The sequence below is a fragment of the Buttiauxella noackiae genome (assembly GCF_000737905.1).
Classification (GTDB): Bacteria; Pseudomonadota; Gammaproteobacteria; order Enterobacterales; family Enterobacteriaceae; genus Buttiauxella; species Buttiauxella noackiae.
Window position 1 is genome coordinate 1,092,825 of the sequence record NZ_JPRU01000002.1, and the last position, 22,647, is coordinate 1,115,471.

General features: G+C 48.9%; 25 protein-coding genes and 1 tRNA gene. 17 read left to right on the forward strand and 9 right to left on the reverse strand.

Annotated features, from left to right (window positions below; genetic code table 11):
* Positions 1-10: 10 nt before the first annotated feature.
* The 8 genes from IX31_RS13490 to ccmA all read right to left on the reverse strand — a co-directional run bounded on the left by IX31_RS13490 (position 11) and on the right by ccmA (position 6,395).
* Positions 11-1,087, reverse strand: coding sequence for a cytochrome c-type biogenesis protein CcmH (locus tag IX31_RS13490; RefSeq protein WP_034458901.1), 1,077 nt, complete (start codon positions 1,085-1,087; stop codon positions 11-13).
* Complete coding sequence (dsbE, locus tag IX31_RS13495) at positions 1,084-1,641, reverse strand: thiol:disulfide interchange protein DsbE (RefSeq protein WP_034458903.1); 558 nt, start codon at positions 1,639-1,641, stop codon at positions 1,084-1,086. Before dsbE ends, IX31_RS13490 begins: the two co-directional genes overlap by 4 nt.
* Positions 1,638-3,590 (reverse strand): heme lyase CcmF/NrfE family subunit, encoded by a 1,953-nt coding sequence (locus IX31_RS13500; RefSeq protein WP_034458905.1) that lies wholly within the window; start codon positions 3,588-3,590, stop codon positions 1,638-1,640. Before IX31_RS13500 ends, dsbE begins: the two co-directional genes overlap by 4 nt.
* Entirely contained in the window at positions 3,587-4,066 is a 480-nt protein-coding gene (gene ccmE, locus IX31_RS13505; RefSeq protein WP_034458907.1) for a cytochrome c maturation protein CcmE, read from the reverse strand. Before ccmE ends, IX31_RS13500 begins: the two co-directional genes overlap by 4 nt.
* Complete coding sequence (ccmD, locus tag IX31_RS13510; protein ID WP_034458908.1) at positions 4,063-4,275, reverse strand: heme exporter protein CcmD; 213 nt, start codon at positions 4,273-4,275, stop codon at positions 4,063-4,065. The genes ccmE and ccmD overlap by 4 nt, the downstream gene beginning before the upstream one ends.
* On the reverse strand, positions 4,272-5,009 hold the full coding sequence (locus IX31_RS13515) for a heme ABC transporter permease (protein ID WP_034458910.1): 738 nt from the start codon (positions 5,007-5,009) through the stop codon (positions 4,272-4,274). Before IX31_RS13515 ends, ccmD begins: the two co-directional genes overlap by 4 nt.
* Before the next feature lie 121 nt (positions 5,010-5,130).
* Positions 5,131-5,790 (reverse strand): heme exporter protein CcmB, encoded by a 660-nt coding sequence (ccmB, locus tag IX31_RS13520; protein ID WP_034458912.1) that lies wholly within the window; start codon positions 5,788-5,790, stop codon positions 5,131-5,133.
* A complete protein-coding gene (gene ccmA, locus IX31_RS13525; protein ID WP_034458914.1) occupies positions 5,787-6,395 on the reverse strand; it encodes a cytochrome c biogenesis heme-transporting ATPase CcmA in 609 nt (202 codons plus the stop codon). The genes ccmB and ccmA overlap by 4 nt, the downstream gene beginning before the upstream one ends.
* Before the next feature lie 204 nt (positions 6,396-6,599).
* Between ccmA and IX31_RS13530 the strand changes: the two genes are divergently transcribed.
* The 5 genes from IX31_RS13530 to IX31_RS22420 all read left to right on the forward strand — a co-directional run bounded on the left by IX31_RS13530 (position 6,600) and on the right by IX31_RS22420 (position 10,464).
* Positions 6,600-7,553 carry a formate/nitrite transporter family protein gene (locus IX31_RS13530; RefSeq protein ID WP_034458916.1) on the forward strand — a complete coding sequence of 318 codons (954 nt, stop codon included), beginning with the start codon at positions 6,600-6,602 and terminating at the stop codon, positions 7,551-7,553.
* 106 nt (positions 7,554-7,659) lie between these two features.
* A tRNA-Arg gene (locus IX31_RS13535) sits at positions 7,660-7,734 on the forward strand.
* Positions 7,735-7,921: 187 nt separating this feature from the next.
* Positions 7,922-9,214 carry a tyrosine-type recombinase/integrase gene (locus IX31_RS13540; protein WP_034458918.1) on the forward strand — a complete coding sequence of 431 codons (1,293 nt, stop codon included), beginning with the start codon at positions 7,922-7,924 and terminating at the stop codon, positions 9,212-9,214.
* Complete coding sequence (locus IX31_RS13545; RefSeq protein ID WP_034458920.1) at positions 9,214-10,155, forward strand: hypothetical protein; 942 nt, start codon at positions 9,214-9,216, stop codon at positions 10,153-10,155. The genes IX31_RS13540 and IX31_RS13545 overlap by 1 nt, the downstream gene beginning before the upstream one ends.
* Positions 10,156-10,269: 114 nt before the next feature.
* Positions 10,270-10,464 carry a helix-turn-helix transcriptional regulator gene (locus IX31_RS22420; protein WP_072009450.1) on the forward strand — a complete coding sequence of 65 codons (195 nt, stop codon included), beginning with the start codon at positions 10,270-10,272 and terminating at the stop codon, positions 10,462-10,464.
* A 61-nt stretch (positions 10,465-10,525) separates the two neighbouring features.
* Here the strand turns inward: IX31_RS22420 and IX31_RS23510 are convergent, their stop codons facing one another.
* Positions 10,526-10,699, reverse strand: coding sequence for a hypothetical protein (locus IX31_RS23510; protein WP_198528568.1), 174 nt, complete (start codon positions 10,697-10,699; stop codon positions 10,526-10,528).
* Between the two features lie 132 nt (positions 10,700-10,831).
* On the opposite strand from IX31_RS23510, the gene IX31_RS22425 reads away from it, so the two are divergent.
* The 12 genes from IX31_RS22425 (at position 10,832) to IX31_RS13600 (ending at position 22,642) form a co-directional block, all read left to right on the forward strand.
* On the forward strand, positions 10,832-11,011 hold the full coding sequence (locus IX31_RS22425) for a host cell division inhibitor Icd-like protein (RefSeq protein WP_072009451.1): 180 nt from the start codon (positions 10,832-10,834) through the stop codon (positions 11,009-11,011).
* Positions 11,004-11,348, forward strand: a complete 345-nt coding sequence (locus tag IX31_RS13555; protein ID WP_034458924.1) for a hypothetical protein — start codon at positions 11,004-11,006, stop codon at positions 11,346-11,348. Before IX31_RS22425 ends, IX31_RS13555 begins: the two co-directional genes overlap by 8 nt.
* Before the next feature lie 34 nt (positions 11,349-11,382).
* Entirely contained in the window at positions 11,383-11,661 is a 279-nt protein-coding gene (locus IX31_RS13560) for a hypothetical protein (RefSeq protein ID WP_034458926.1), read from the forward strand.
* Positions 11,658-14,339, forward strand: coding sequence for a DUF927 domain-containing protein (locus IX31_RS13565; protein ID WP_034458928.1), 2,682 nt, complete (start codon positions 11,658-11,660; stop codon positions 14,337-14,339). The genes IX31_RS13560 and IX31_RS13565 overlap by 4 nt, the downstream gene beginning before the upstream one ends.
* Positions 14,340-14,817: 478 nt before the next feature.
* On the forward strand, positions 14,818-15,615 hold the full coding sequence (locus IX31_RS13570) for a phage polarity suppression protein (protein ID WP_034458930.1): 798 nt from the start codon (positions 14,818-14,820) through the stop codon (positions 15,613-15,615).
* Between the two features lie 14 nt (positions 15,616-15,629).
* Positions 15,630-16,184, forward strand: coding sequence for a phage polarity suppression protein (locus IX31_RS13575; RefSeq protein ID WP_034458932.1), 555 nt, complete (start codon positions 15,630-15,632; stop codon positions 16,182-16,184).
* 339 nt (positions 16,185-16,523) lie between these two features.
* Positions 16,524-16,784, forward strand: coding sequence for an ogr/Delta-like zinc finger family protein (locus IX31_RS22430; protein WP_479682199.1), 261 nt, complete (start codon positions 16,524-16,526; stop codon positions 16,782-16,784).
* Positions 16,785-17,179: 395 nt separating this feature from the next.
* Positions 17,180-17,491, forward strand: coding sequence for a phage tail assembly protein (locus tag IX31_RS13585; RefSeq protein ID WP_034458936.1), 312 nt, complete (start codon positions 17,180-17,182; stop codon positions 17,489-17,491).
* 11 nt (positions 17,492-17,502) lie between these two features.
* The gene (locus tag IX31_RS22435; RefSeq protein WP_072009453.1) at positions 17,503-17,628 is read left to right on the forward strand and encodes a GpE family phage tail protein; all 126 of its coding nucleotides are present in this window, start codon (positions 17,503-17,505) and stop codon (positions 17,626-17,628) included.
* The gene (locus IX31_RS13590; protein ID WP_034458938.1) at positions 17,621-20,437 is read left to right on the forward strand and encodes a phage tail tape measure protein; all 2,817 of its coding nucleotides are present in this window, start codon (positions 17,621-17,623) and stop codon (positions 20,435-20,437) included. The genes IX31_RS22435 and IX31_RS13590 overlap by 8 nt, the downstream gene beginning before the upstream one ends.
* An 823-nt stretch (positions 20,438-21,260) precedes the next feature.
* Positions 21,261-22,370 (forward strand): M42 family metallopeptidase, encoded by a 1,110-nt coding sequence (locus tag IX31_RS13595; protein ID WP_034458940.1) that lies wholly within the window; start codon positions 21,261-21,263, stop codon positions 22,368-22,370.
* Entirely contained in the window at positions 22,367-22,642 is a 276-nt protein-coding gene (locus IX31_RS13600) for a PTS sugar transporter subunit IIB (RefSeq protein WP_034458942.1), read from the forward strand. Before IX31_RS13595 ends, IX31_RS13600 begins: the two co-directional genes overlap by 4 nt.
* The last annotated feature ends 5 nt before the right edge of the window (positions 22,643-22,647 follow it).

A 22,647-nucleotide genomic window follows, 5' to 3' on the forward strand; every position in this document is an offset into this window, starting at 1 on the left:
CCTGTTATTATTACTCTACGCTTTCAGCTTTAATGCCATCTTCACCAGCTTGCGCCGCTTTAGCCTGTTCGATGCTTCTTTGCACCACAGCCCGACGCTGGTCGTTTGCCGGTAAGACTTGTAGCATTATTTGCCATGCACCAATAGCTTCGCGGTAATGCTGTTGTTCAAAAGCGTTGAATGCCAGCAGGCTCAATGCGCGAATATTGGTATGATCCACCTTGAGCAATTCTCGCAAAAGATTTCCACCCAACTGGTTATCCTGCGCATCTCCACTACGGGTCAATACTTCAGCATAGCCCAGCTTTGCATTACTGTTAGTGGGCGACAGATTATACGCATGAGCAAAAGCTTGTGTAGCAGTAGATGCATTATTCAGAACCATACCAATTCGCCCGAGCATCATCCACCCTTCAATATTGTCAGGTTCGTGCTGCAAACGGGTACGCAACCCAAGGCCAAGGTTTGCCATTTCGGGCATATTCAGCGGCTCCGCCTGTGGATCTAAAGCGCGTTGTAACAACTGTGGTGTCTGCCTGGTCACTTGTTGCCAGGCTATCACTTGCTTCCAGTCAGATGTTTTTAGATAAACCCCTACACTCACCACCACCAAAATCACCGCTCCGGGCGCAAAAAACCAGAAATGGGCTTTTCGGGTAATTGCTGGTTGAGTTTCATTTTCAGGCTCATCACTAAAGTGCACCCGCCGTTTACGACTGCGCATGACAATCACAACCGCGCCGCCGAGAATAAACAGCCCGGGAAGCACCCACAAAATGATAGTGGCAGGTGTTAGCGGTGGTTCGTACGTCACGAAATTACCGTAACGTTGCACCATGTAATCAATAATCTGCTGCTTCGTTTTACCCTGCTGCATCAGTTCATAAACTTTCAGACGCATATCAGAGGCAATCATCGCATTGGAATCCGCAATGCTGTTGTTCTGGCATTTCGGGCAACGCAATTGCTCAGTGAGCTGGCGGAACTGTTGTTCTTGCGCTTCGTCTTTGAACTGGAAAGTATCTATTGCCGCGAGCACATTAAACGAGAACAAGAATGCGATGAGAAATAGCCATACGCGTTTCATGCACCTGCCTCCTTGTTGTATTTATCCCACAGCGGTTTTAATTCTTGCTGCCAGACGCGATCGTTAAGATCCCCCGCGTGGCGATAGCGAATGATCCCTTTACCATCGATCAGGAAAGTTTCTGGTGCGCCATAAACGCCCAGATCTAACCCCAGCATGCCATTGCCATCAAACAGGCTCAGCGCGTAAGGGTTACCCAATTCATGCAGCCAGGTAATCGCTTTGCGGCGGTCGTCTTTATAATTCATACCGACCACGCGCACGCCTTGTGCCTTGAGCCCATTAAGATACTGATGCTCTGCGCGACAGGTCGGGCACCAGGTTGCCCATACGTTGAGTAATAACGGTTTGCCATCAGTCAGAGCTGACTGGTCATAAATCTTGCCCGGGTTTTCCAAAGACTCAAGTCGGAACACTGGCACCGCTTTACCAACCAATGCAGATTCGAGATTGGTCGGGTCATCGCCCTGCGCATTACGTGCCAGTTGCCACAGTAACATCGCGGCCAACAAGAGAAATAAAACGAGCGGGATAAATAATACTTTGCGCTTCATGCAGCCTCCGGCATGTTTTTACGCTGACGGTAACGTGGGTCAAATAAACAGAACAGGCCGCCGAGCGTCATCAATATTCCGCCCATCCAAATCCAGCGCACAAAAGGTTTGTAATAGAGGCGCACCGCCCAACTGCCATCATCTAACTCTTCACCCAGAGCAGCGTAGAGATCGCGCATCACACCGCCGTCAATTGCCGCTTCGGTCATCATGGCGCGGTTGCTGTTGTAGAAACGTTTTTCAGCATGCAGCGTGGCTTCAGGTTTGCCATTTCGCGTCACATCGATAATACCCACGCCACCACGGTAATTCGGGCCCGTCAATTCATGAACATCGCGGAACACAAAGTGGTATTGATGAATGTCGATGCTGTCGCCCGCTTTCATACGCACATCCCGTTCGACACTGTAATTCTGACTAAAAGCGATACCGACGACAGTTACCGCCAGCCCCAGATGCCCAAACACCATACCCCAATGGCTGCGCGGCAATTTCCATAACCCTTTCAGCAAACCATGGCGATGCGTGGCGCGATCAAAGACTTCGGTTAACGCCAGCACAAATACCCAGACCGCCATAAGTAAACCGATAACCGTCATCGCTTCGATACGGTCTTGCATCAACCAGGGCAAAGTTAACGCCAGCACAACGGTCACCACGACGGCAATCACCAGTCGTTTAATCAGCTTTTGCGGCTCATCACGACGCCAGCGCACCAGCGGGCCAATGCCGAGCAGCAGTGCGAACGGCGCCATCAACGCGGTAAACATCGTGTTGAAGAACGGCTCACCAATAGAAATGCTACCCAGCCCCAGTTGCTTGTGCACCAAAGGCAGCAGCGTTCCTAACAACACCACCAGCATTGCAGCGATTAACAGCACGTTATTGCCGAGCAAAAAGGATTCCCGCGACCACAAACTATTGCCGACACGTGAACGCACTTTACTGCCCTGAACCGCATACAGTAGCAGCGAACCGCCAATCACAATCACCAGGAACGCGAGGATAAACATGCCGCGCGCCGGGTCAGAGGCAAATGAGTGCACCGATACCAGCACGCCCGAGCGCACCAGGAACGTGCCGAGCAGGCACAGCGAGAATGCGGTAATTGCCAGCAACACCGTCCAGGCTTTGAAGCTGCCACGTTTTTCCGTCACTGACAGAGAGTGGATTAACGCAGTACCCGCAAGCCATGGCATAAACGAGGCGTTTTCTACCGGGTCCCAGAACCACCAGCCGCCCCAACCCAGCTCGTAATAAGCCCAGGCCGAACCTAAAACAATGCCGATGGTTAAAAATGACCAGGCCGCCAACGTCCACGGACGCGTCCAGCGCGCCCAGGCAGAATCGAGTTTTCCGGCCATCAGCGCGGCGATAGAGAACGCAAACGCCACCGAGAAACCGACATATCCCATGTACAACAGTGGCGGGTGGAAAATCAGCCCGATATCTTGCAACAGTGGATTCAGGTCGCGTCCTTCGATAGGGAAGTCAGGCAACGTACGGGTGAACGGATTAGAGGTGAAAATGATAAACAGCAGGAAGCCGAAATTAATCATCCCCATTACCGCCAGCACACGTGCTACGGCATCTTGCGGCATGCTGCGACTAAACAGCGCCACGGCAAATGTCCAGGCACTCAGCAACAATACCCAAAGCAGCAATGAGCCTTCATGCGCGCCCCATGTGGCGGCAACGCGATACCACACCGGCAGTTCGCTGTTGGAGTTATTCGCGACGTACTGCATGGTAAAATCATTCACCACAAACGCATTTACCAGCACCAGGAAACAGGCGCATAGCGTGATAAACAGCGCCCATGCTAAGGGGCGGGCAGAAGCCATTAACCGTGAATCATTACGCTTCACGCCCCACAGTGGGTAAACACTGAGTAACAATGACCAGCCGAGCGCCAGGCAAAGCAAAAAACTGCCAATTTCTGGCATCATGAGGCGTTATCCTTGTAGGCCTGCGGTGCGCGCTGGTGATTTTTATCCATCGCTTCTTTTACTTCCGGCGGGGTGTAATTTTCATCGTGTTTCGCCAGCACTTCTTTTGCTTCGATTTTATTGCCCGCTTCGAATACGCCCTGTGCGACCACGCCCTGCCCCTCGCGGAACAAGTCAGGCAAAATACCGACGTAGCTGACATCTACCACGCCGCTGGCATCATAGAGTTTGAAAGTCACTTTCAGCGTCTGGTTATCACGCTTCACGCTGCCGGGCTGAACCATTCCGCCAACGCGCAAACGCTGCCCCACTTCCGGCAACTGGTGGCTTTCGCCTTTGCCATACAAAATTTCACTCGGGGTATAAAAGAGATCGATATTGCTACGTAACGCATACAACACCAGCGTGATAGTAAGTCCTAACCCCACCAGCACAGAAAGCGCCAGATATAATCGATTTTTACGACGCGTGTTCATTCAGTTCCCTCTGCCTGGCGTGCTGCCTGAATCCGTTTTTCTCGCGCCTGTTGGTGCGTGACTGAATTTAAAATGGTGCGATGCTGCAAACGGGTATGCACCACCAGCATCAGTAATGGGATAAAGGTCAACGTGACGGCAAGCCAGACGTAAAACGCATAGCCACCCATGGCAAAAAAATCAGTCCAGCTTACAAATGCGCTGTTCATGCGCTTCTCCCTTTATTCGCCAGCGCCGTCACCCATGGGCGGCGCTGCTCCTGAAGCAAAATGAGGTTGCGCAGGCGCATTAATGTCAGCGTGGCAAACAGCATCAGAAAACCGAAGATAGTCAGGCGCAGCGGAGTGCGCATCGAAGGGTCAATACTTTGCTGCATATTGGTGGAACCCTGATGCAGGGTGTTCCACCACTCCACCGAGAAGTGGATAATCGGCAAGTTCACCACGCCCACCAGCACCAGAATACCTGCGGCACGCCCGGCCAGACGGCGGTCGTCAAAGGCGTTATACAGCGCAATCACGCCGATATAGAGGAACAGCAGCACCAGTTCGGAAGTGAGCCGCGCATCCCACACCCACCAGGTTCCCCACATCGGTTTGCCCCATGCAGAGCCCGTCACCAGCGCAATAAAGGTAAACACCGCACCCACCGGGGCCATTGCCGCCACAGCAAGGTCAGACATTTTCATCTGCCACACCAGGCCGATAAACGCCGCCACGGCCATCGAGCCATAGATGCCCATCGACCAGATTGCCGCAGGCACATGAAGATACATAATGCGATAGCTTTGTCCTTGTTGATAATCCGCAGGCGCGAAACCAAAACCCCAGACACAACCGACCACTAACAACACCGCGCTGATAAGCGCAAACCACGGCACCAAACGCCCACAAAGCTGATAAAGCCGCTCGGGTTTAGCGAGTTGATGTAACCATTTCCACATAATCGTTGCTCACAAAAAAGTTGCTTTGGTAGATGACGCTTCGCTTATCTACCCTACAACATATTGATATATCTTATTTTATTTAGGTCGGGTAAGGCGCAAGCCACCACCCGACATAATTTTATTGCACGCTAATGCGCAGTGCCGCTGCCGTGGCAAACGGGCTTAGTGTAGCGCTTGATGCCAGAAGCGCACCAAGAATGGCCAGGTAACCGTCAACAGGAAGATGCATAGAGGCTGCATCCATGGCGGCGGTGGCGAAAATTAACAGCGGGATAGTCAGTGGTAACACCAGCAGACTCAACAACACGCCGCTTCGCCGCAAACCTACAGTCAAACCCACGCCAGGTGCACCAAGAAAACTCAGCGTCGGAGTTCCAAGCAGCAACGTAAGTGCCATCACCTTCCAGGCGTAAAAATCTAACCCCAGCAAGAGCGCGGCAAGCGGCGAGAGGATCAGCAGCGGCAAACCCGTCACCACCCAGTGAGCGGTCACTTTTGCTAACACCACCATTGGCAAAGGGATTGGCAGCAACATCAATTGCTCAAGCGAGCCATCCTGAAAATCATCGCGAAACAATCTGTCCATCGCCAGCAGTGATGCCAACAATGCAGCCACCCAAATCACGCCGGGCGCAATTCGTGCAAGTAATTGCGGCTCCGGGCCAATGCCTAATGGAAACAGAGTGATAACTATCAGAAAGAACCACAGAGGGTTGGCGATCTCCGCACCTTTTCGGAACACCACGCGCAGTTCATGCAGAAAAATTCTGCGCATCATGCCAGTTTCTCCTGCAAATGGATCTGGCGCAGATTGCTGACTGCCAGCGGCTGATGCGTGGTGAGAATCACCATGCCGCCTTGTTCGGTATGCAGCTTGAGCTGCCGGGTGAGTTTTTCCACACCCGTAACATCAATGGCAGTAAAAGGCTCATCAAGAATCCAGAGCTTTTGCGAACTTAGCCATAATCGGGCCAGCGCCACCCGGCGTTGTTGCCCGGTGGAAAGTTGGTTAACCGGGACATCTTCAAAACCAAGTAAACCAACCTCAGTTAGCGCTTGCCAACGTAGGCTTTCCGCACTGTTTGCATGATAGAAGTTGAGATTTTCAAAGGCGGTAAGAACGGTTTTGATGCCCGGCTGATGTCCGAGCCACAACAAATCCTGATGATATTGATAGCGCGCACGGGACAACCCTTCCCCTTGCCACTTCACTTCGCCATCCTCAGGCTGTGCAAGGCCCGCCAGAATCCGCAATAACGATGTTTTCCCTGCCCCATTTTTGCCGGCGATTTGCACCATTTCACCCGGGCATACGGTGAACGACAAATCGCTAAATAACACGCGATCGTCACGTACGCAGGTCAGGTTAATGGCATCAAGCATTTGAGGAACACTCCTTGTCTCGGGAAACAAAATCATAACACATCATAGGCTTTGCTCCAGATGGGCTGCCGCATCTGCGGTACTCCAAAAGAGGTAATCCTCACACCTAAGATCAAAATTAAGTCGAATTCACCAGTGTTGCAGGGAATAAAGCCAAAAGCCGCTACGCTTAATGGAATAGTTAACCGGTGAGTAACCTAAAAAATGGATGAATTAAAAGAAGACAAAATCGACAAATCCACCGATGAGATTGAAGTCGAAAGTGACGAAAAAGACCACGGCGAAAAGATAGAAGTCGATGAAGAACAACTGCCATCGCGGGCTATGGCCATCCACGAACATATTCGCCAGGACGGTGAAAAAGAGCTGGAACGTGACGCGATGGCGCTGTTGTGGTCGGCCATTGCAGCAGGCCTGTCGATGGGGGCATCATTGTTGGCAAAAGGGGTATTTCACGTCAATCTGGATGGCGTGCCCGGCAGCTTTCTGCTGGAAAACCTCGGCTACACATTCGGGTTTATCATCGTCATTATGGCGCGACAACAGTTGTTCACTGAGAACACCGTCACCGCTGTGCTGCCCGTAATGCACAAACCAACCGGGTCAAACTTCCTGCTGTTACTGCGCTTATGGGGTATGGTTTTGCTTGGCAACATGATTGGCACCGGGCTTGCCGCTTATGCATTTGAATATATGCCGATATTTGATGAACAAACGCGCGATGCATTCGTGAAAATCGGCATGGATGTGATGAAAAACACCCCAGGGGAGATGTTCGCCAACGCCATTATTTCCGGTTGGATAATCGCCACTATGGTGTGGATGTTCCCGTCGGCGGGTTCGGCAAAAATTGTTGTCATCATTATCATGACCTGGCTGGTCGCGCTGGGTGATTTAACCCATATCGTGGTCGGCTCGGTGGAGATCCTCTACCTGGTCTTTAACGGCACCATTCACTGGAGCGATTTCTTCTGGCCATTCGCCCTGCCAACCCTCGCAGGCAATATTTGCGGCGGCACATTTATCTTCGCACTAATTAGCCACGCGCAAATCCGTAACGATATGAGTACCAAGAAAAAAGCCGAAGCAAAGGCTAAAGCAAAGCGCAAACAGGAAGTTGAGGATGGCAAAAGCGAAAAACAGACGCAACGCACATAAAACTGGTTACGTTTCAGGCAATCAACCTGCTTGCCCCTTAACGTCGCCCTAAAAGCGGGTATACTAGCGCCCGCAACACCCGCCCGCGCAGCCCGGCGGGTGTTAAGTCCTCTTAGTTAAATGGATATAACAAGCCCCTCCTAAGGGCTAGTTGCAGGTTCGATTCCTGCAGGGGACACCATTAAGCAATTTCACCTCGTTTCAATACCCTTCACAATCCCCTTAAAAAACAGCTATATCAGCTAAGTTACGTCTTAATTTAGTTTCAGGGCATTTCATGACATTACACACTTCTGATGGTATCGTTGATGGTATTAACCGGTTCGATATTCCGATACCATCATTCAATTGCCAGAGGCTTACTGCATATGGCTTTAAACGAGCTGTCGCCCAAAAAGGTAGAGAACGCCAAGCCCAAAGAAACAGATTACAAACTGACCGATGGTGGCAGTCTCTATCTGTTAGTCAAAAAGAACGGAACCAAAGCATGGAGAATGAATTATCGCTATAGCGGTAAACAGGCAACCCTTGCTTTGGGGGTATATCCTGACGTGTCGCTGGTCGTTGCAAGAAAACGTAGAGATGAAGCCAGGCAATTACTTGCAGATGGTCGAGATCCAAGAGAAGCAAAAAAAGCTACCGCAGATGAACCGACCTCCCGCACCTTCAAATCACTAGCGTTAGAATGGCATAAAGGCACAATGGGCCATCCTGAATGGAAGGCGATTACCCGTAATAAAATACTCAGAGAAATGGAGAATCACTTATTCCCTGCAATTGGGCATAAACCAGTAGACTCCCTTAAAACGAGGGATCTATTACCGGTACTCATTGCCATGTCGGATCAAGGTATTGGTGCGACTACTGGTAGAATAAAAACTACCATGGAGAGTATTTTCCGATATGCGGTTCAACGTGGCATCGTTGAATATAATCCAGCCCATGATTTAAAAGGTGCAGTCACCAACCCAAAAACTAAACATCGCCCAGCTCTGCCTCTTGAACGTCTACCTGAACTCACAACAAAAATATCCTTATATACTGGCAGGCCATTAACTCGACTAGCCGTTTTATTTTCTCTTCATACTTTTGTGCGTTCCAGTGAACTACGACATGCTCGTTGGGGTGAAATAGACGTGGATTCAGCAATGTGGACCATCCCTGGTCAGCGAGAAGAAATTGAAGGTGTGAAATATTCAGACCGAGGCGCAAAAATGGGTAGTGTTCATCATGTGCCACTATCAGTCCAAGCTATTGAGGTTTTGGAATCAATAAAGAAAATAAGCGGCGAATATGAACTTGTTTTTCCTGGCGACAGTAATCCATTTAAACCGATGAGCGAGAATACGGTGAATAAGGCTCTGAGAGGAATGGGCTACGATACCCAATCCGATGTTTGCCTTCATGGTTTTCGCGCAATGGCATGTTCTGCTCTAACAGAATCGGGTCTATGGTCACGGGATGCTGTAGAACGCCAGATGAGCCATTTGGAGCGGAATGAAGTTCGTGCAGCTTATGTTCACTTAGCCCAGCACATGCAAGAACGCAGAAAAATGATGCAGTGGTGGTCAAATTACCTTTCTGCAAATACCATCGATTATATAGCACCATATGAAATGGAATTTAATAACTTAACATTGATACATAATAAGGTATCCTGATGAGTAACAAAGCTGATAAAAACATATGGAAACACAAAAGAATAGCGCCTCTTGAATACTGCTCAATTTCCAGAGCTGCAAGTATCCTAGAATGTGAGGAATCAGATATTCTTCATTGGTGCTATACTGGGAAAATAAATTTATGCATTAACATTCAAAGAATGTATTTCTTTTACACACCATTTCTTCGAGATGATGGACCAATAAAAAACCAAATCGAAGATTTCAATAATGAAATCCTACCTAACGGGGATGGTATACCTTACGTTTTCTCAGATAAGTTTAAATCTGGATATTTTTACATACCAGAAAAATCTCATCTATTGGAAACACGAGATTATTATTTAGTTCAGACATATACTTCTGGGATATGGCCTATTGATACATCTGTTCTTTTAGCAATCTCTCAAGGATTGACAGAAAGCACAGAAATAAATCTATTTACGGAATCCAATCCAGAATTTAAGCCTAGCAATGAACCATGCCAAATAATATCTCCAATACTTATAAATAAACAATTTGTCGGAGAAATAGTAAATAATGAAGAAGGGGATGTTAAATATTTAGAATACCTTTGTGATCATGCACCTGACTTAAATGATAAAAGTTACAACCTACAAATAACTGGTTATAATATTGAGTATTTATATAAACATGCTATTTCTGGCGATTATATGCCCACTATTCGTAATAATAGTGATTCAAAACCTCTCACGTCGTATCAAAGTAGCGAAACACCACCAATACGCACAACTGCCAAACAATCAAACTATATTGCCGCATTGATGCATGCGCTGGGAATTTCAGAAGAAATGATGCGATTCGGCTCGATCAATCAAATCAGAGAGCTTCTTAGTCTTCGTGCAGGAGGAGATAGCTATCTACCTGAAATAACAGATGATACGTTAGATGATTGGTTGAAAAGAGCTGGGAAAAGATAAAGATTTTTGCATAACTCGGAAGAGTTTTCATAAACTCCGCGAAAAAATCCTCTCCAAAAAGTAGCCTGCAATCGTCCATTTCATGACGTTACATAAGATTGCAGGTGATTTCATATGACAACTTATCCCTTGTCCGGTAATGCCCGAGCTGTAAAAACAGCGAACTTTCTCAATATTAGCACGGTCACTCTTTGGCGTTGGACTAAAGCTAAACCTGATTTTCCGCAACCCGCTCGCCTTTCTCCAGGAGTTACTGTCTTTGATGCTCAAGAAATAAGGCAATGGATTGAACAGCAAAAAAATAAGTAATGGAGGGATATATGCAAGCTTTAAACAACTCGGGAAGAACTTATTTTCTCCCCGTTTGTTATCAGCCTTTAGGATTCTGCCCTCGGGCTTGTAATTCCTTGCGGAGTATTCGTTTAATCCAAGAAGCAAGAGCTGTATCGCCATCTTTCCGCATCTCTTCTTCTAGTTGTTGCCTGAACCCATCTGTTAAGCGCATTTGGAAAGGAGGAGAACGTTTCTCTTTGGGTGTTGACATGGTAATTACCATAACCTATATTGACCTACATGGTAATTACCATTGTAAGTGCCAACCCTATAAAAAACAATGCCCGACTGTGCTGGAACACAAATCAGGCATCTGACCAAACCGTTATAAGAGGTAACGTTGATGGCTACACAAAAGTTTACCTGGTTATTCGCGGCAATCAACCGAAACCAGCGTCACACTCGCCCTGTTATGCTACGGGTTACAGCAAGTGATGAGCATTCTGCCCGTCGCCGCCTGGCCCCAGACTACATACTTTGTTTTGCCGGCCGTCTTCCGCATTGTGGAGGCATCCATGCATAGCTACCCTCGCGCTGGCGAACGCTGGCAACATAAGAATGGCTGGACAGTCACAATTCTCGCGGTCAGAACTCGTCGCACTGATAGTGGCAAAATCATTCTCGAGTTCCAACGTGAAGTCGTCTATCGCTATGACAGTGATGACAAAGTGACAGAATCTCCCCTTTCATGGTTTATGGAAAATTACTCTTTCTTTCAGGTCGTTATAAAGAAAGAGCCATACAGCGACAACACAACTCGCGCTCAGTTACCTGCTTCTGTCCCGGTAATACGCTGGCGAGAACGCAAAACACGCCAACAAACAGCGTTAGATTCAGATCATTACTCTAACTTCCTGTAAACCGGACTAAATCAGAATCTGATCGGAGACTTCCATGAACATTACACACGGGCAATTCAGTGCCCAAGGCAATGCTTTGCCCTCAAAACAGAAAACACATCCATACGGAATGACAGAAGAAGGGCATGCAAAATTTCAACGTGCAGCCGCCGCTTGCGATTTTCTTCAGCTCCTTCTTTCAGAATATCCACGGCGCGACTGTATTCCATTAGGTGAAAGCGCCGCAGGGATGGCTGCAATTGTCGAATATATGCGTGCAGACCTCGCAGATGCAAAAAATGGCTGTGAGTTACTTACGGAGGGACATTTATGACCATTAATGAGCAGCTTTCAGTGAGCGATATTACTGCTGCTGCCAGAGGTCGCTGGCCTGCTATTTTGTCTGCTCTTGGAATTAATATCCCAGCGAACGGTCGCCACGGCCCGTGTCCACGTTGCGCTGGTAAAGACCGCTTCAGGCTTGATGACCTGGAAGGTAGAGGCACCTGGATTTGCTCAAACTGCAAAAATGGTGATGGCCTTGACCTAGTAAAATTGATTCGAGGCTGCGATGTCATGAGTGCAGCTCAGGAAGTATCTTCTACCCTTGCACTGCCGGAAATCCAGACAGCCCTTCAAGAGCCAGCCAGAAAAGAAGCCTCCGAAAAAACACCTGAATGGTGGGCTAACCTGTTTAGTAACACTGTGCAGGGGGAAAGTGCCTACCTCTGTGCCAAAGGGCTGACCGGCTATGCCTCCTTGCTGACACGCCGGGTCATGAAAGCCGGAGGTATGACCTTCCCGGTGGGTTCGCTGATGCTACCCATTACTGACACTGACGGTCTAACAACCGGTGCGCAGATTATCAGTCCTGATAAACAAAAAAGCCTGTTACCGGGGAGTAAAGCGGCTGGGCGTTTTGTATCGGTCGGAAAAATGCAGGATGACCGCCCTGAAAGAATTGTTATCACCGAAGGATATGCCACTGCATTAAGCGCATCGCTGCTGACGGATGGCTGGTGTGTGGCATCGCTGTCTAAAACCAATATGAAAAACGTTGCCACCGCCTTACGCAAGAAGTGGCCAGAAGCGCAGATCATACTGGCCGGGGATAATGATTTTGCTGACGGCAAACCCAATGAGGGACGTGAATGCGCGATTAAAGCAGCACTGGCCGTTAAGGGCTGGGTGACCATTCCGCCAGGGCGCTTTAAGACTGACTGGGATGACTACCGCCGTGAATTTGGCGTTCAGCGGTCACGGGATGCGTTTGCTGAAGAAATGATGAATCCTGCTGACACGGAAACACGGCTGCCACACGGATTCCGGCTGACAAAGGATTATCTCTGGTTTGACCGGCCGACCTCAGATAGCGCGGATAACGGACAGGTCAGGCAGGTTAAAATTTGCAGTCCCCTGCGTGTCAGCGCCATCACCTGCGATGCAGACGGTGGGAAGTTTGGACGAATGCTGTCATGGGAAGACTCAAACGGAATGCTGCATGAATGGGCGATGCCTATGACGGTTCTGGCCGGAAGTGGTCAGGAGCTGCGCGAGGTACTGCTTGATAATGGGCTGCACTTCATCAGCGTCAACGGTTCGGCGCGTGGCTATCTGATGGAATACATCTCAACGTGTCGCCCGGTACGTAAAGTCACCTGCGTGGATAAAACGGGCTGGCACGCTGGTGCTTATGTCCTACAGGATGAGGTTATCGGCAGTGATGCTGATAGCGTCATTCTTCAGTCCTCCTCATCATCAAAAAACGACTTCCGTGTCAGCGGCACAACGCAGGAATGGATACGGCATATTGGAGCCTACTGTGTAGGCAATTCACGCCTGGTATTTTGCGTCAGTCTGGCACTTGCTGCCCCTCTCCTCAGTCTGATAGGCATCGGTGGTGGGGGCTATCACCTTAAGGGGGAATCCACGGACGGTAAAACCACTACGATGAAGGTTGCAGCCTCGGTATGTGGTGGCGCTGACTTCTGGAAGACGTGGCGGGCAACGGGTAACGCACTGGAAGGTATTGCCCTGCGCCGGAATGATGCCGCACTGATGCTCGATGAAATCAGCGAGGTGGACGGGAAAGAGGCCAGCCGTATTGCCTACATGCTGGGTAATGGCCAGGGCAAAGCACGTGGCCGTGTTGATGGCAGTGTGCGTGACCCGGCAACCTGGACGATGCTTTACCTCTCCACCGGGGAAATATCTATCATGGAGCACGCCGCCGAAGCTGGAGAAAAGCGTACCGGGGCTGGGGTGGGCGTCCGTATGGTGCAAATCCCAAGTGACACCGGAAAGCATGGCGCATTTGAAAACCTGCACGGGTTTGATGGTGGCAAGGAGTTTGCGGAATATCTTGAACAGTCCTGCCGCCAGTATCATGGCGCACCGTTCCGCGACTGGTTGCGCTGGATTGCCGGGAATCTTTCCGGCATCACCGCACGGGCCAAGGCGATGAAAAAAGAGTATGAGCGTACTCTTCTCCCGGCTGATTCCGGCAATCAGGTTGGCCGTATCGTTGACCGCTTTGCACTGCTGGCCGTTGCCGGAGAACTGGCGACGGAAGCGGGAATAACGGGCTGGAAACCCGGCGAGGCCTACAATGCCGCACGAAACTGCCTTGATGCGTGGTTAAAGGATCGCGGCCATGCGGCTAATCAGGAAGAAGTTGACGCACTGGAGAAAGTCCGACGCTTCATCACTGCTAATCAATACACGCGCTTTGCTGACTGGTACGACGAAAAAAATCGCCCTGCAAATATGGTTGGTTTCCGCCGTGTCGATAAGGGCAGCAACGGCACTGAGCCGGGCACTATGTTTTATATTCTGCCGAGTGGGTGGAAAGAGATTTGCGGTACATCTGATACGGCCAAAACCGCGCGACTCTGCCATGATGCCGGATGGCTTGATACAGAGCTGGAAAGCGGCAGGTTGCAAAAAACCGTAAGACTACCGGAGACGGGTACCAAAAAGGTCTACGTATTCAGGAGTGAGGTTATCGGGTGAATAAGGGGCGCAATGCCCCTTTTAAGTATCTGTCACACGGGGAAAGATGCCCGCCAGGAAAGAAGTATTCGCGCGTATCCTATTTTTAGGTGGTAACAGTGGTAACACTGGTAACAAGATTGATTTATAAGGAAAAAATATGTTACCACCTACGTGCTACCACTGGTAACAGGTGGTAACACGTTTAAAATCAGCAAGATACAACCATCATTTTTCTTTTGTTACCACTACTGGTGACAGGTGGTAACAGGAAAAACTCTTTAATATCAATGCCGTTACCAGTGTTACCACTGTTACCACCTAAAACACCCATAAACATATAAATTCTGGCAAAAATGCTTCTTTCCTGGCTGGCCTCCCTGTTTTTTGTCTCTGATGTCTTACTTCCATTTGTATGGCCGGTGACACAATGCCGATTGCTCGTTCAATTGTGCGGTGAATGACACACTGACTTTCATCAGATGACGGAGAGCAAATCATGACTGACCAGCAACCAATTGATACCCAACTGAGTAACCACCAGGAAATGTTGTCCCCGGAATTACAGCAGGTAGTTAAAAAGATTCAGGACAATAAAACAGCATGGATCACAGCTCGTGAAAAGGAAAGCAAAGCAACGGAGCAGGTTGATACACTTCGCCAGCGCCAACAAAAGGCCATCTCTGACTACGAACTGATGAAAAATCAGCGTAGCGCCCTGCTTAATGACTCCAATGGTGAGTTCACACCTGAAGTGAAGAAATTGCGGGCAAAGATGATTGAACAGCGCGAAACAGCTGATGACCTGGAAGAGCTGCTTGCGCTACGGGAGAGCGATTTAACCACCCTGCCATGGGATACCGGTCACGCTGCAAGCGACTACGTAAGGGAGCATAACTATTTTGTCGATAAGCATGTAGATACGCTGCTGGGACGATTCTTATCCGAGCATGGCGCTGAACTGCTTGGTCTGCTCAATTTGAAATATCAGCATCTACGACGTACCAATAGTAAATATATTGATGGAGTAATTACTGGTGTAAATGATGCAGATATATTACTCAAAGATTTTATTTGTGAGACTTTTTTAAGACCAGCCAAAGAAGATCACGATGTCATCAATATAGACCCCGCTTTATCCATCATAGGTATATCTCCTGATGCTGAAGCATCTGCTGATTGCCACAAAAAACCTACCCCAGGGCAAATTCTCAAATATAAGAATCTCAAGCAAAGTGATGGAAGTGTTAATGCTAATAAGCATGATGCCCGTTCTAACAATCTTGTGGAGTTATAACCGGAGGATTTGTTATGAGCGATACCATTTTAGATGTAGCACTGACTGCATGGCGTGATGCCCGTAAGGCCTGGCAGGACAAATCGACCCATTATACGGATACCCAGAAGCAGCTCTCCGACCAGCTCAGTGCTGCAATAAAACCTGCTGACTATGACAAAAAAGTAGTGCTACTCCGTGAGGAACTGGCGGTCACTGTCTGGGAAGTGGCAGTCGCTGCCGACACGACACGTGCCGCACATGCGGGCCTGAAAGCAACCTGCATAAGGGAGGCACTGAAAACGTTCATGGCAACAAACGGCGAAGCGCTGACCGACGCCCTTTATCCTTACATTAAAGGTTCCGAGGGGCTGGAGCCGGCGATGACACTCCTGCATGATGCTGTGCTGGCGCAGATTGCCTCAAGGGAACCGCAGGTACTGACTGCTTACAGCGCAGCTTTAACAGAAGCTGGAATGAGTCTGGAAGAAGCCGTCTGGAAAGACAGTGGCGCTAATTACACCACTGCCGGGAATTATACTTTCCAGCTACGACGTGAAGCACTTAATAAGCAAAACAGCATTCATTAACTATTTAACAATAGCTGATGTCATAACGCTAATATCGTTAATATATTCATGCTTACGCCGGATATATAATGGAGAAAATAAATTATGATTAGTATCATGCTGAATAATCACTCAATTGAATTAACGGCCGATGAAGCGCTTAAATTATCGGAGACACTGATAGCATGCTCAAAAGAACCGGGAGCAAAGAAATCACTGACTGGAAAATACAGCTTCTGCACTGTGTCAAACAATGAATTGTCAGCGAAAGATAATCTCAAGTTTAGCAGTGATTTTGGAATCAAGACAAACTGTTAATGGATAATAAGTCATCCATAACTTTAGGAGATATTTATGGCAATGAAATGTCCTGAGTGCGGTAAATTAGCACATGTGCGATCGAGTGGATATTTGTCACCGACCGTAAAGTTAATTTATTATCAATGTCAGAATCTTTATTGCTCATGTACATTTAATACCATGGAATCACTTAACCGGGTACTCTGTAAAATGGCCCGCGAGGTCGATGAACCTGAGACACAACCGGTTCCTAAACTTCCTCAGAATCTGGGTCGCTACGGCGACAGTTTCAAACTCAAGGATCGACATCAACAACCCTGAGTGACTATCCTTTGATTTGTCTGTCAGAACATCCCCAGCGGGTTAAACCGGTGGGGATTTTTTATGCTTTTTCCTGACAGGCAGCCTTACGCTGTGAGTGCATGTCTATGGTGCATGAAAACGCATGAATGCCTGCACCGGCTTTACGCTGTTTAGGGCCAGTACTGGCGCGGCTTTGACACATTCATGCAGATGCATGAAAACCCATACGCAAAGCGGGCAGGCGAGGCGGGGCTACGATTGCGCGCGGCGGGGCAAAGCGCCAGCCAACGACATTTTTTCCTGCCGCCTCTGAACCGCAGGTTGTGTGACCACTGACACAGTAGCCGGTTCTCGTCAGATTGTGTGACCTCATACACACTGACTCTACATTGACAAGAGATGAGGACACTCTGATGAACGAACCAGTTAGCGAAAAAAATGAAAGCACCGTAACACTTGATACACCTGTCATTCGCGGCAATACCACGCTTGCGGAAATCACTGTCCGTAAACCTCACTCTGGTGCACTGCGTGGTATCAGACTCCAGGCGCTTATTGAAATGGATGTGGATTCCATCATGACGGTATTACCCCGTGTAACCACACCCGCGCTGTCAAAAACGGAACTGATGCTGATGGAGCCAAGTAACCTGCTACAGCTTGCCATGGCGCTGGTCACTTTTTTATTACCGAAGTCGGCATTGTCGGATTCCCTGCCGAATTAACCGTTGAAGATATGGTGGCAGATATCGCCACCCTGTTTCATTGGTCGCCATCTGTCACCGAGGAAATGACACTGACTGACGTGCTGGAATGGCGACACAAAGCATTAATCCGAAGTGGAGCCACTACAGATGAATGATCGTAATCTGCGCTTGCAGGTCGTGATGAGCGCTATCGACAAACTTACCCGCCCATTTAAACAAGCTCGAGCCAGCACTCAGGAGCTGGCTGCATCGGTCAAAAAGTCCCGTGATGCGCTAACGCAGCTCAGTCAGACCACAGCAAAACTGGATGGCTTCAAAAAACTTCAGGCAGAAAACCAGAAGCTGGGCGACCGACTCAACTATGCACGTCAGAAAGCCAGCCTGATGAATCAGGAAATTGGCGCATCCGGGCCGCCGTCGCAGCGCCAGATTCTGGCACTGGAAAAGCAGCGTCTTGCTGTACAGCGGTTGGAGGAACGCCAGGGGAAACTACAGAGCCGCACAGCGCAGGTTCGTGCCGAACTCTACCGCGCCGGTATTTCTGCAAATGATGGTGCCAGCGCCACCGCCCGAATCACCCGCGAAACCGAACGCTACAACCGCCAATTATCTGAGCAGGAAATACGGCTCAGACGAACCGGAGAGCAACAGCGGAAACTGGCTGCGGCCCGCGCTACTTTTGATAAAACCAGAGCATTACGAAATGAACTTGCGGGAAATGGTGCCGGAATGGTAGCTACGGGGGTAGCAACAGCTATGCCGTTACTGGCACCCGTAAAAGCCTACTCAGAATCAGAAGATGCAGCCACACAGTTAGCCGCTTCGATGATGGGATCCGGGGGCAAAGTTTTACCTGAGTTTGAAAAAATTAACCGTTTAGCCTTGCAGCTTGGAGACAGACTGCCCGGAACCACCGCTGATTTTCAGAACATGATGACCATGCTACGCCGTCAGGGCATGTCAGCCACTGCCATTCTGGGCGGCCTTGGTGAGGCAACTGCCTACCTTGGTGTGCAGCTCAGGATGCCTGCAACTGAAGCAGCAGAGTTTGCCGCCAAGCTTCAGGACGCCACCGGAACCGCAGAAAAGGACATGATGAGCCTGATGGATGTGATCCAGAAAGGGTTCTATGCCGGTGTTGACCCGAACAATATGCTTAATGGGTACGCGAAAATATCCAGTGCCATGGACATTATTAAGATGAAAGGGGTTGATGCAGCTAAGGCTCTGGCCCCTTTACTGATTATTGCTGACCAGTCAGGTATGGAAGGTGGCTCTGCGGGTAATGCCTATCGAAAAGTGTTCCAGTCCACCCTTGACGTTAAAAATGTCAGTGGCGTTAACGATGAGTTAAAAGCTAAATCTACCGGAATACATCTCGATTTTACCAATGGAAAAGGGTCATTTGGTGGCATTGAGAACATGTACAAGCAGCTGGCAAAAATAAACAAGCTGGATGATGTCATGAAGCAGTCAGTCATTAAAGACCTCTTTGGGGACGATGGTGAGACACTGCAAGTTATTCAAAAAATGATATCCACAGGGATTGATGGTTATCGGGAAGTTGAAGCAAAGTTGCAGGCCCAGGCATCCCTGCGCGAACGAGTTGATTCTCAACTCAAAACCCTGGGAAACCGATGGGAAGCGGCAAGCGGCTCTTTTACTAATTCTCTTGCTGCCATTGGTGGGACGGTTGCACCACAACTTAAACAAATGGCTGACTGGCTGGGTGAGCTGGCAAACAGACTGGGTGAATTTGTCAAAAAGCATCCACAGCTTACTTCGGTGCTGTTTAAAACCATCGCAGCATTTGCATTAGTCGCCACCGCAGGTGGTGTGCTGGCGCTCGCCATTTCAGGTATTTTAGGACCATTTGCATTAGCAAGTTTCTCTGTTTCAAAGCTGGGTGCTGGTTTGCCGGCTCTGACCAGGGGGTTTACCCTGCTATCTGATAGTTTCAAACTGGTAGGCAAAGGGTTGTTGGCTATGGGGCGTGCAGCACTGGCAAACCCAATACTTCTTGTTATCGCCGTTATTGCAGCCGCAGCATTTTACGTCTGGAAGCATTGGGATACGCTTGGACCGAAATTTAAAGCTCTCTGGAAGACAGTCAGCGATGGGGCTGAATATGCCTGGGCGTGGATAAAGTTGACCGCTGGTGCCGCATGGGACTGGATAAAACAAGCTGTTGCCTCTGCGTGGGAGTTTATCAAAAATATTTTCATGGATTACACCCTGCCAGGCCTTATTTATAAAAACTGGGATGCCATAAAAAGTGGTGTTTCTGAAGCCTGGACAGGTATCCAAAATTATATTTCGCAGAAATGGAATGACATAATTGCCGATGCAACTGCGTTATCTGAACGCTTTAAAACAGCAGGATCCGAAATGATTGACGGTCTGCTGAATGGAATTAGTGAAAAATGGGATAGTCTCAAATCTAAATTAGCCTCACTGACAGATTTAATCCCTGACTGGTTGAAGTCTGATGCGAAAACACCAGCCTTTAATCTTTATAACACTCAACCCGCAAAGCAGGGACTTAATCCCTATGCAGGCGCTTATGACATTGGCGGTAACATTCCGCACGGACAGTTCGGTATTGTGGGTGAAAATGGTCCTGAACTGGTTAATGGACCTGCAAACATCACCAGCCGCCGCCGAACAGCAGCGCTTGCCGCAGCTACAGCACTAGCTTTTGGTAGCCTTTCGCAACCAGTGGCCGCCAAGCCGCTACACCCTTACAGTTTGCCTAAATCGGAATATCAGAACGCGCAGCAACCCTCTATTTCAACTTCTCATCAAACTGCATCTATTGGGAAGGTTGAAATCCATATTCATCAACAACCAGGCCAAAGCCCCGCAGATGTAGCAGATGAAGTTATGAGACGAATTGAAGCAAAACAGCGGCAATTAGCTGCTCGCACTCGTAGCAGCTTCAGGGACCAGGATATGGATTTCTAAGGTAGTATTCGAGGATAGGTGTATACACGCTCTAGCCCAACGTTCATGCGGGTTGGAGTGTGTTTTCTTATGAAATGGTATACAAATTAGACAGTGCGGTGTATACCCCTTCTCACCATAGCTGGCGCGGCTCTTAGCTCTGCATTGCATAATGCGTGGGGTGTGATACCTTTTTTGATTATTTTACAGCCATAGGACAAGAGATTATGAGTCTCCTGGTCACTTTCTCGAGGCTCCCCCTGCCCGCCTTTGCAATCGTTGTTGCGGCCGAACTCTATGGCCACAATGAGCCGTTTTTTATCGGTTGATGGTATCCATGATGGTATCGAAAAAATAGACAGAATATTATTCCTTTAAATACATATAGATATTGCTATATTCGATTCCTGCAGGGACACCACTCTCGATATCAACAGAAATTTTCCCTTCTTTAGCATCAAAGACTCAGTCAACAATAAATATCACCGAGCTACTGCATGATGCTCATGTTATTGCGTCTCGTCGCAACCGAGCAAATTCCGGGCCATCGTATTAGCGAATTTTGGCAATGTTTGCTGCGTAACGGGAAGCTCTGATCATAGTGTTGATTAATTTATCCGCAATAAAGTACCGAATATTCACTTTCGTTCATTCTGGTTCAAATCAATCATTCCTGATGTTCGAAAAAAGAGAATACGCAATAAAAATGAGCGATTTAATTTTAACCACCTCTCAAAGTGCGGGTAAAAACCACCAACTCACATTTTGATGTGATTTTCATCACGTTTTATCAATCAGTTACCCCGCATAACATCCTCTCTGTCAGTCATTTGTGAGGTTGATTATGTCATTTGATACCCGTTCCACTCTGATGCAACTGTTGTCCCTGGACGCCATACCCGGCCACGAAACCGTTGTTGCAGACGTTATTGAGCCTCTTCTTGCGCAGGGGGCTATCAGTACACACCGGGATATTCTGGGCAATGTCATTGCACAGTTTGGTAGCCAGGATCCAGACGCGCTGCGGGTAATGGTGTTCGCCCATATGGATGAAGTCGGCTTTATGGTTCGCAAAATAGAACAAAACGGTTTTATTCGTTTTGAACGAGTAGGCGGCCCCGCGCAAATTACGATGTCCGGCTCCACGGTAAATTTACAGGGCAGTAAAGGCAGTGTGCCCGGTTGTATCGGGATCAAATCTTATCATTTAAGTAAAGGGGATGAACGAACCCACCAGCCTGCTATCGACCAACTGTGGATCGATATCGGTGCCAGCAGCAAACAGGATGCGCTGGCAATGGGCGTTAATGTCGGTACGCCTATCACCCTGAATAACCCACCGCGTAAGCTGGGCAACAATCTGGTGTGCAGCAAAGCGCTGGATAATCGTCTGGGCTGCACCGCTTTGCTGGGGCTTGCGGATAAAGTCGCTGGAAAATCGCTGGATGTAGCTTTGTTTATCGTTGCCGCAGTGCAAGAAGAATTTAACATTCGCGGCATCCTTCCCGCCGTAAACGCCATCCGTCCCGAGCTGACCATTGGCATTGATATCACCCCTTCATGCGATACCCCGGATCTCGCCGACTACGCTGATCTGGTGATAAATCAAGGGCCAGGCATCACCTGTCTGAACTATCACGGACGTGGAACGCTGGCCGGTCTTATTACCTCTCCCAAAGTGGTTCACTGGCTTGAGACGACTGCTGAGCAGCATCAGATCCCGGTTCAGCGTGAAGTCGCCCCCGGCGTGATCACTGAAAGCGGATATATCCAGCTTCAGCAAGACGGCATCCTCTGCGCGGGCCTGTCCATTCCTTGTCGTTACACCCATTCCCCAAGTGAAGTTGCCAGCCTGAGCGACCTGCAACACTGCATCGATCTGCTGGCACACCTGGTAGAGGCTAAAGCTGAAACCTTCCCGTTAACAACCAAAGAAAGGAGATCACCACAATGAAGAAGATACTTGTTGCCTGTGGCACCGGCATGGCGACGTCTACCATGATAGCCCAGAAATTAACCCGTTTTCTGGGCGAAAACGGAATTAATGTCACCACTAACCAGTGCTGCCTGAGCGAAATTCCACTCAATAAACAGGGCGTTGATCTTATCGTCACCTCCATGAAGACCAGCACGGATTACGGTGTCCCGTGTCTGAATGGCGCTGCGTTTCTGACGGGTATTAACGATGAAGCGCTCAAGCAGCAGTTGCTCGATCTGCTGAAATAACGCTG

Bases quoted from the DNA above. Each gene is read 5' to 3' on its own strand.
- IX31_RS13515 (WP_034458910.1), bottom strand. From the start codon at position 5,009: ATGTGGAAATGGTTACATCAACTCGCTAAACCCGAGCGGCTTTATCAG.
- IX31_RS13560 (WP_034458926.1), top strand. From the start codon at position 11,383: ATGAACATTACACACGGGCAATTCAGTGCCCAAGGCAATGCTTTGCCC.
- IX31_RS13530 (WP_034458916.1), top strand. From the start codon at position 6,600: ATGGATGAATTAAAAGAAGACAAAATCGACAAATCCACCGATGAGATT.
- IX31_RS22430 (WP_479682199.1), top strand. From the start codon at position 16,524: ATGAAATGTCCTGAGTGCGGTAAATTAGCACATGTGCGATCGAGTGGA.
- IX31_RS13570 (WP_034458930.1), top strand. From the start codon at position 14,818: ATGACTGACCAGCAACCAATTGATACCCAACTGAGTAACCACCAGGAA.
- IX31_RS13500 (WP_034458905.1), bottom strand. From the start codon at position 3,590: ATGATGCCAGAAATTGGCAGTTTTTTGCTTTGCCTGGCGCTCGGCTGG.
- IX31_RS13595 (WP_034458940.1), top strand. From the start codon at position 21,261: ATGTCATTTGATACCCGTTCCACTCTGATGCAACTGTTGTCCCTGGAC.
- ccmE (WP_034458907.1), bottom strand. From the start codon at position 4,066: ATGAACACGCGTCGTAAAAATCGATTATATCTGGCGCTTTCTGTGCTG.
- IX31_RS13545 (WP_034458920.1), top strand. From the start codon at position 9,214: ATGAGTAACAAAGCTGATAAAAACATATGGAAACACAAAAGAATAGCG.
- IX31_RS13575 (WP_034458932.1), top strand. From the start codon at position 15,630: ATGAGCGATACCATTTTAGATGTAGCACTGACTGCATGGCGTGATGCC.
- IX31_RS22435 (WP_072009453.1), top strand. From the start codon at position 17,503: ATGGTGGCAGATATCGCCACCCTGTTTCATTGGTCGCCATCTGTCACC.
- ccmA (WP_034458914.1), bottom strand. From the start codon at position 6,395: ATGCTTGATGCCATTAACCTGACCTGCGTACGTGACGATCGCGTGTTA.
- IX31_RS22420 (WP_072009450.1), top strand. From the start codon at position 10,270: ATGACAACTTATCCCTTGTCCGGTAATGCCCGAGCTGTAAAAACAGCG.
- IX31_RS13490 (WP_034458901.1), bottom strand. From the start codon at position 1,087: ATGAAACGCGTATGGCTATTTCTCATCGCATTCTTGTTCTCGTTTAAT.
- IX31_RS13585 (WP_034458936.1), top strand. From the start codon at position 17,180: ATGAACGAACCAGTTAGCGAAAAAAATGAAAGCACCGTAACACTTGAT.
- ccmD (WP_034458908.1), bottom strand. From the start codon at position 4,275: ATGAACAGCGCATTTGTAAGCTGGACTGATTTTTTTGCCATGGGTGGC.
- IX31_RS13600 (WP_034458942.1), top strand. From the start codon at position 22,367: ATGAAGAAGATACTTGTTGCCTGTGGCACCGGCATGGCGACGTCTACC.
- IX31_RS23510 (WP_198528568.1), bottom strand. From the start codon at position 10,699: ATGTCAACACCCAAAGAGAAACGTTCTCCTCCTTTCCAAATGCGCTTA.
- dsbE (WP_034458903.1), bottom strand. From the start codon at position 1,641: ATGAAGCGCAAAGTATTATTTATCCCGCTCGTTTTATTTCTCTTGTTG.
- IX31_RS13590 (WP_034458938.1), top strand. From the start codon at position 17,621: ATGAATGATCGTAATCTGCGCTTGCAGGTCGTGATGAGCGCTATCGAC.
- IX31_RS13540 (WP_034458918.1), top strand. From the start codon at position 7,922: ATGGCTTTAAACGAGCTGTCGCCCAAAAAGGTAGAGAACGCCAAGCCC.
- ccmB (WP_034458912.1), bottom strand. From the start codon at position 5,790: ATGATGCGCAGAATTTTTCTGCATGAACTGCGCGTGGTGTTCCGAAAA.
- IX31_RS13555 (WP_034458924.1), top strand. From the start codon at position 11,004: ATGCATAGCTACCCTCGCGCTGGCGAACGCTGGCAACATAAGAATGGC.
- IX31_RS22425 (WP_072009451.1), top strand. From the start codon at position 10,832: ATGGCTACACAAAAGTTTACCTGGTTATTCGCGGCAATCAACCGAAAC.
- IX31_RS13565 (WP_034458928.1), top strand. From the start codon at position 11,658: ATGACCATTAATGAGCAGCTTTCAGTGAGCGATATTACTGCTGCTGCC.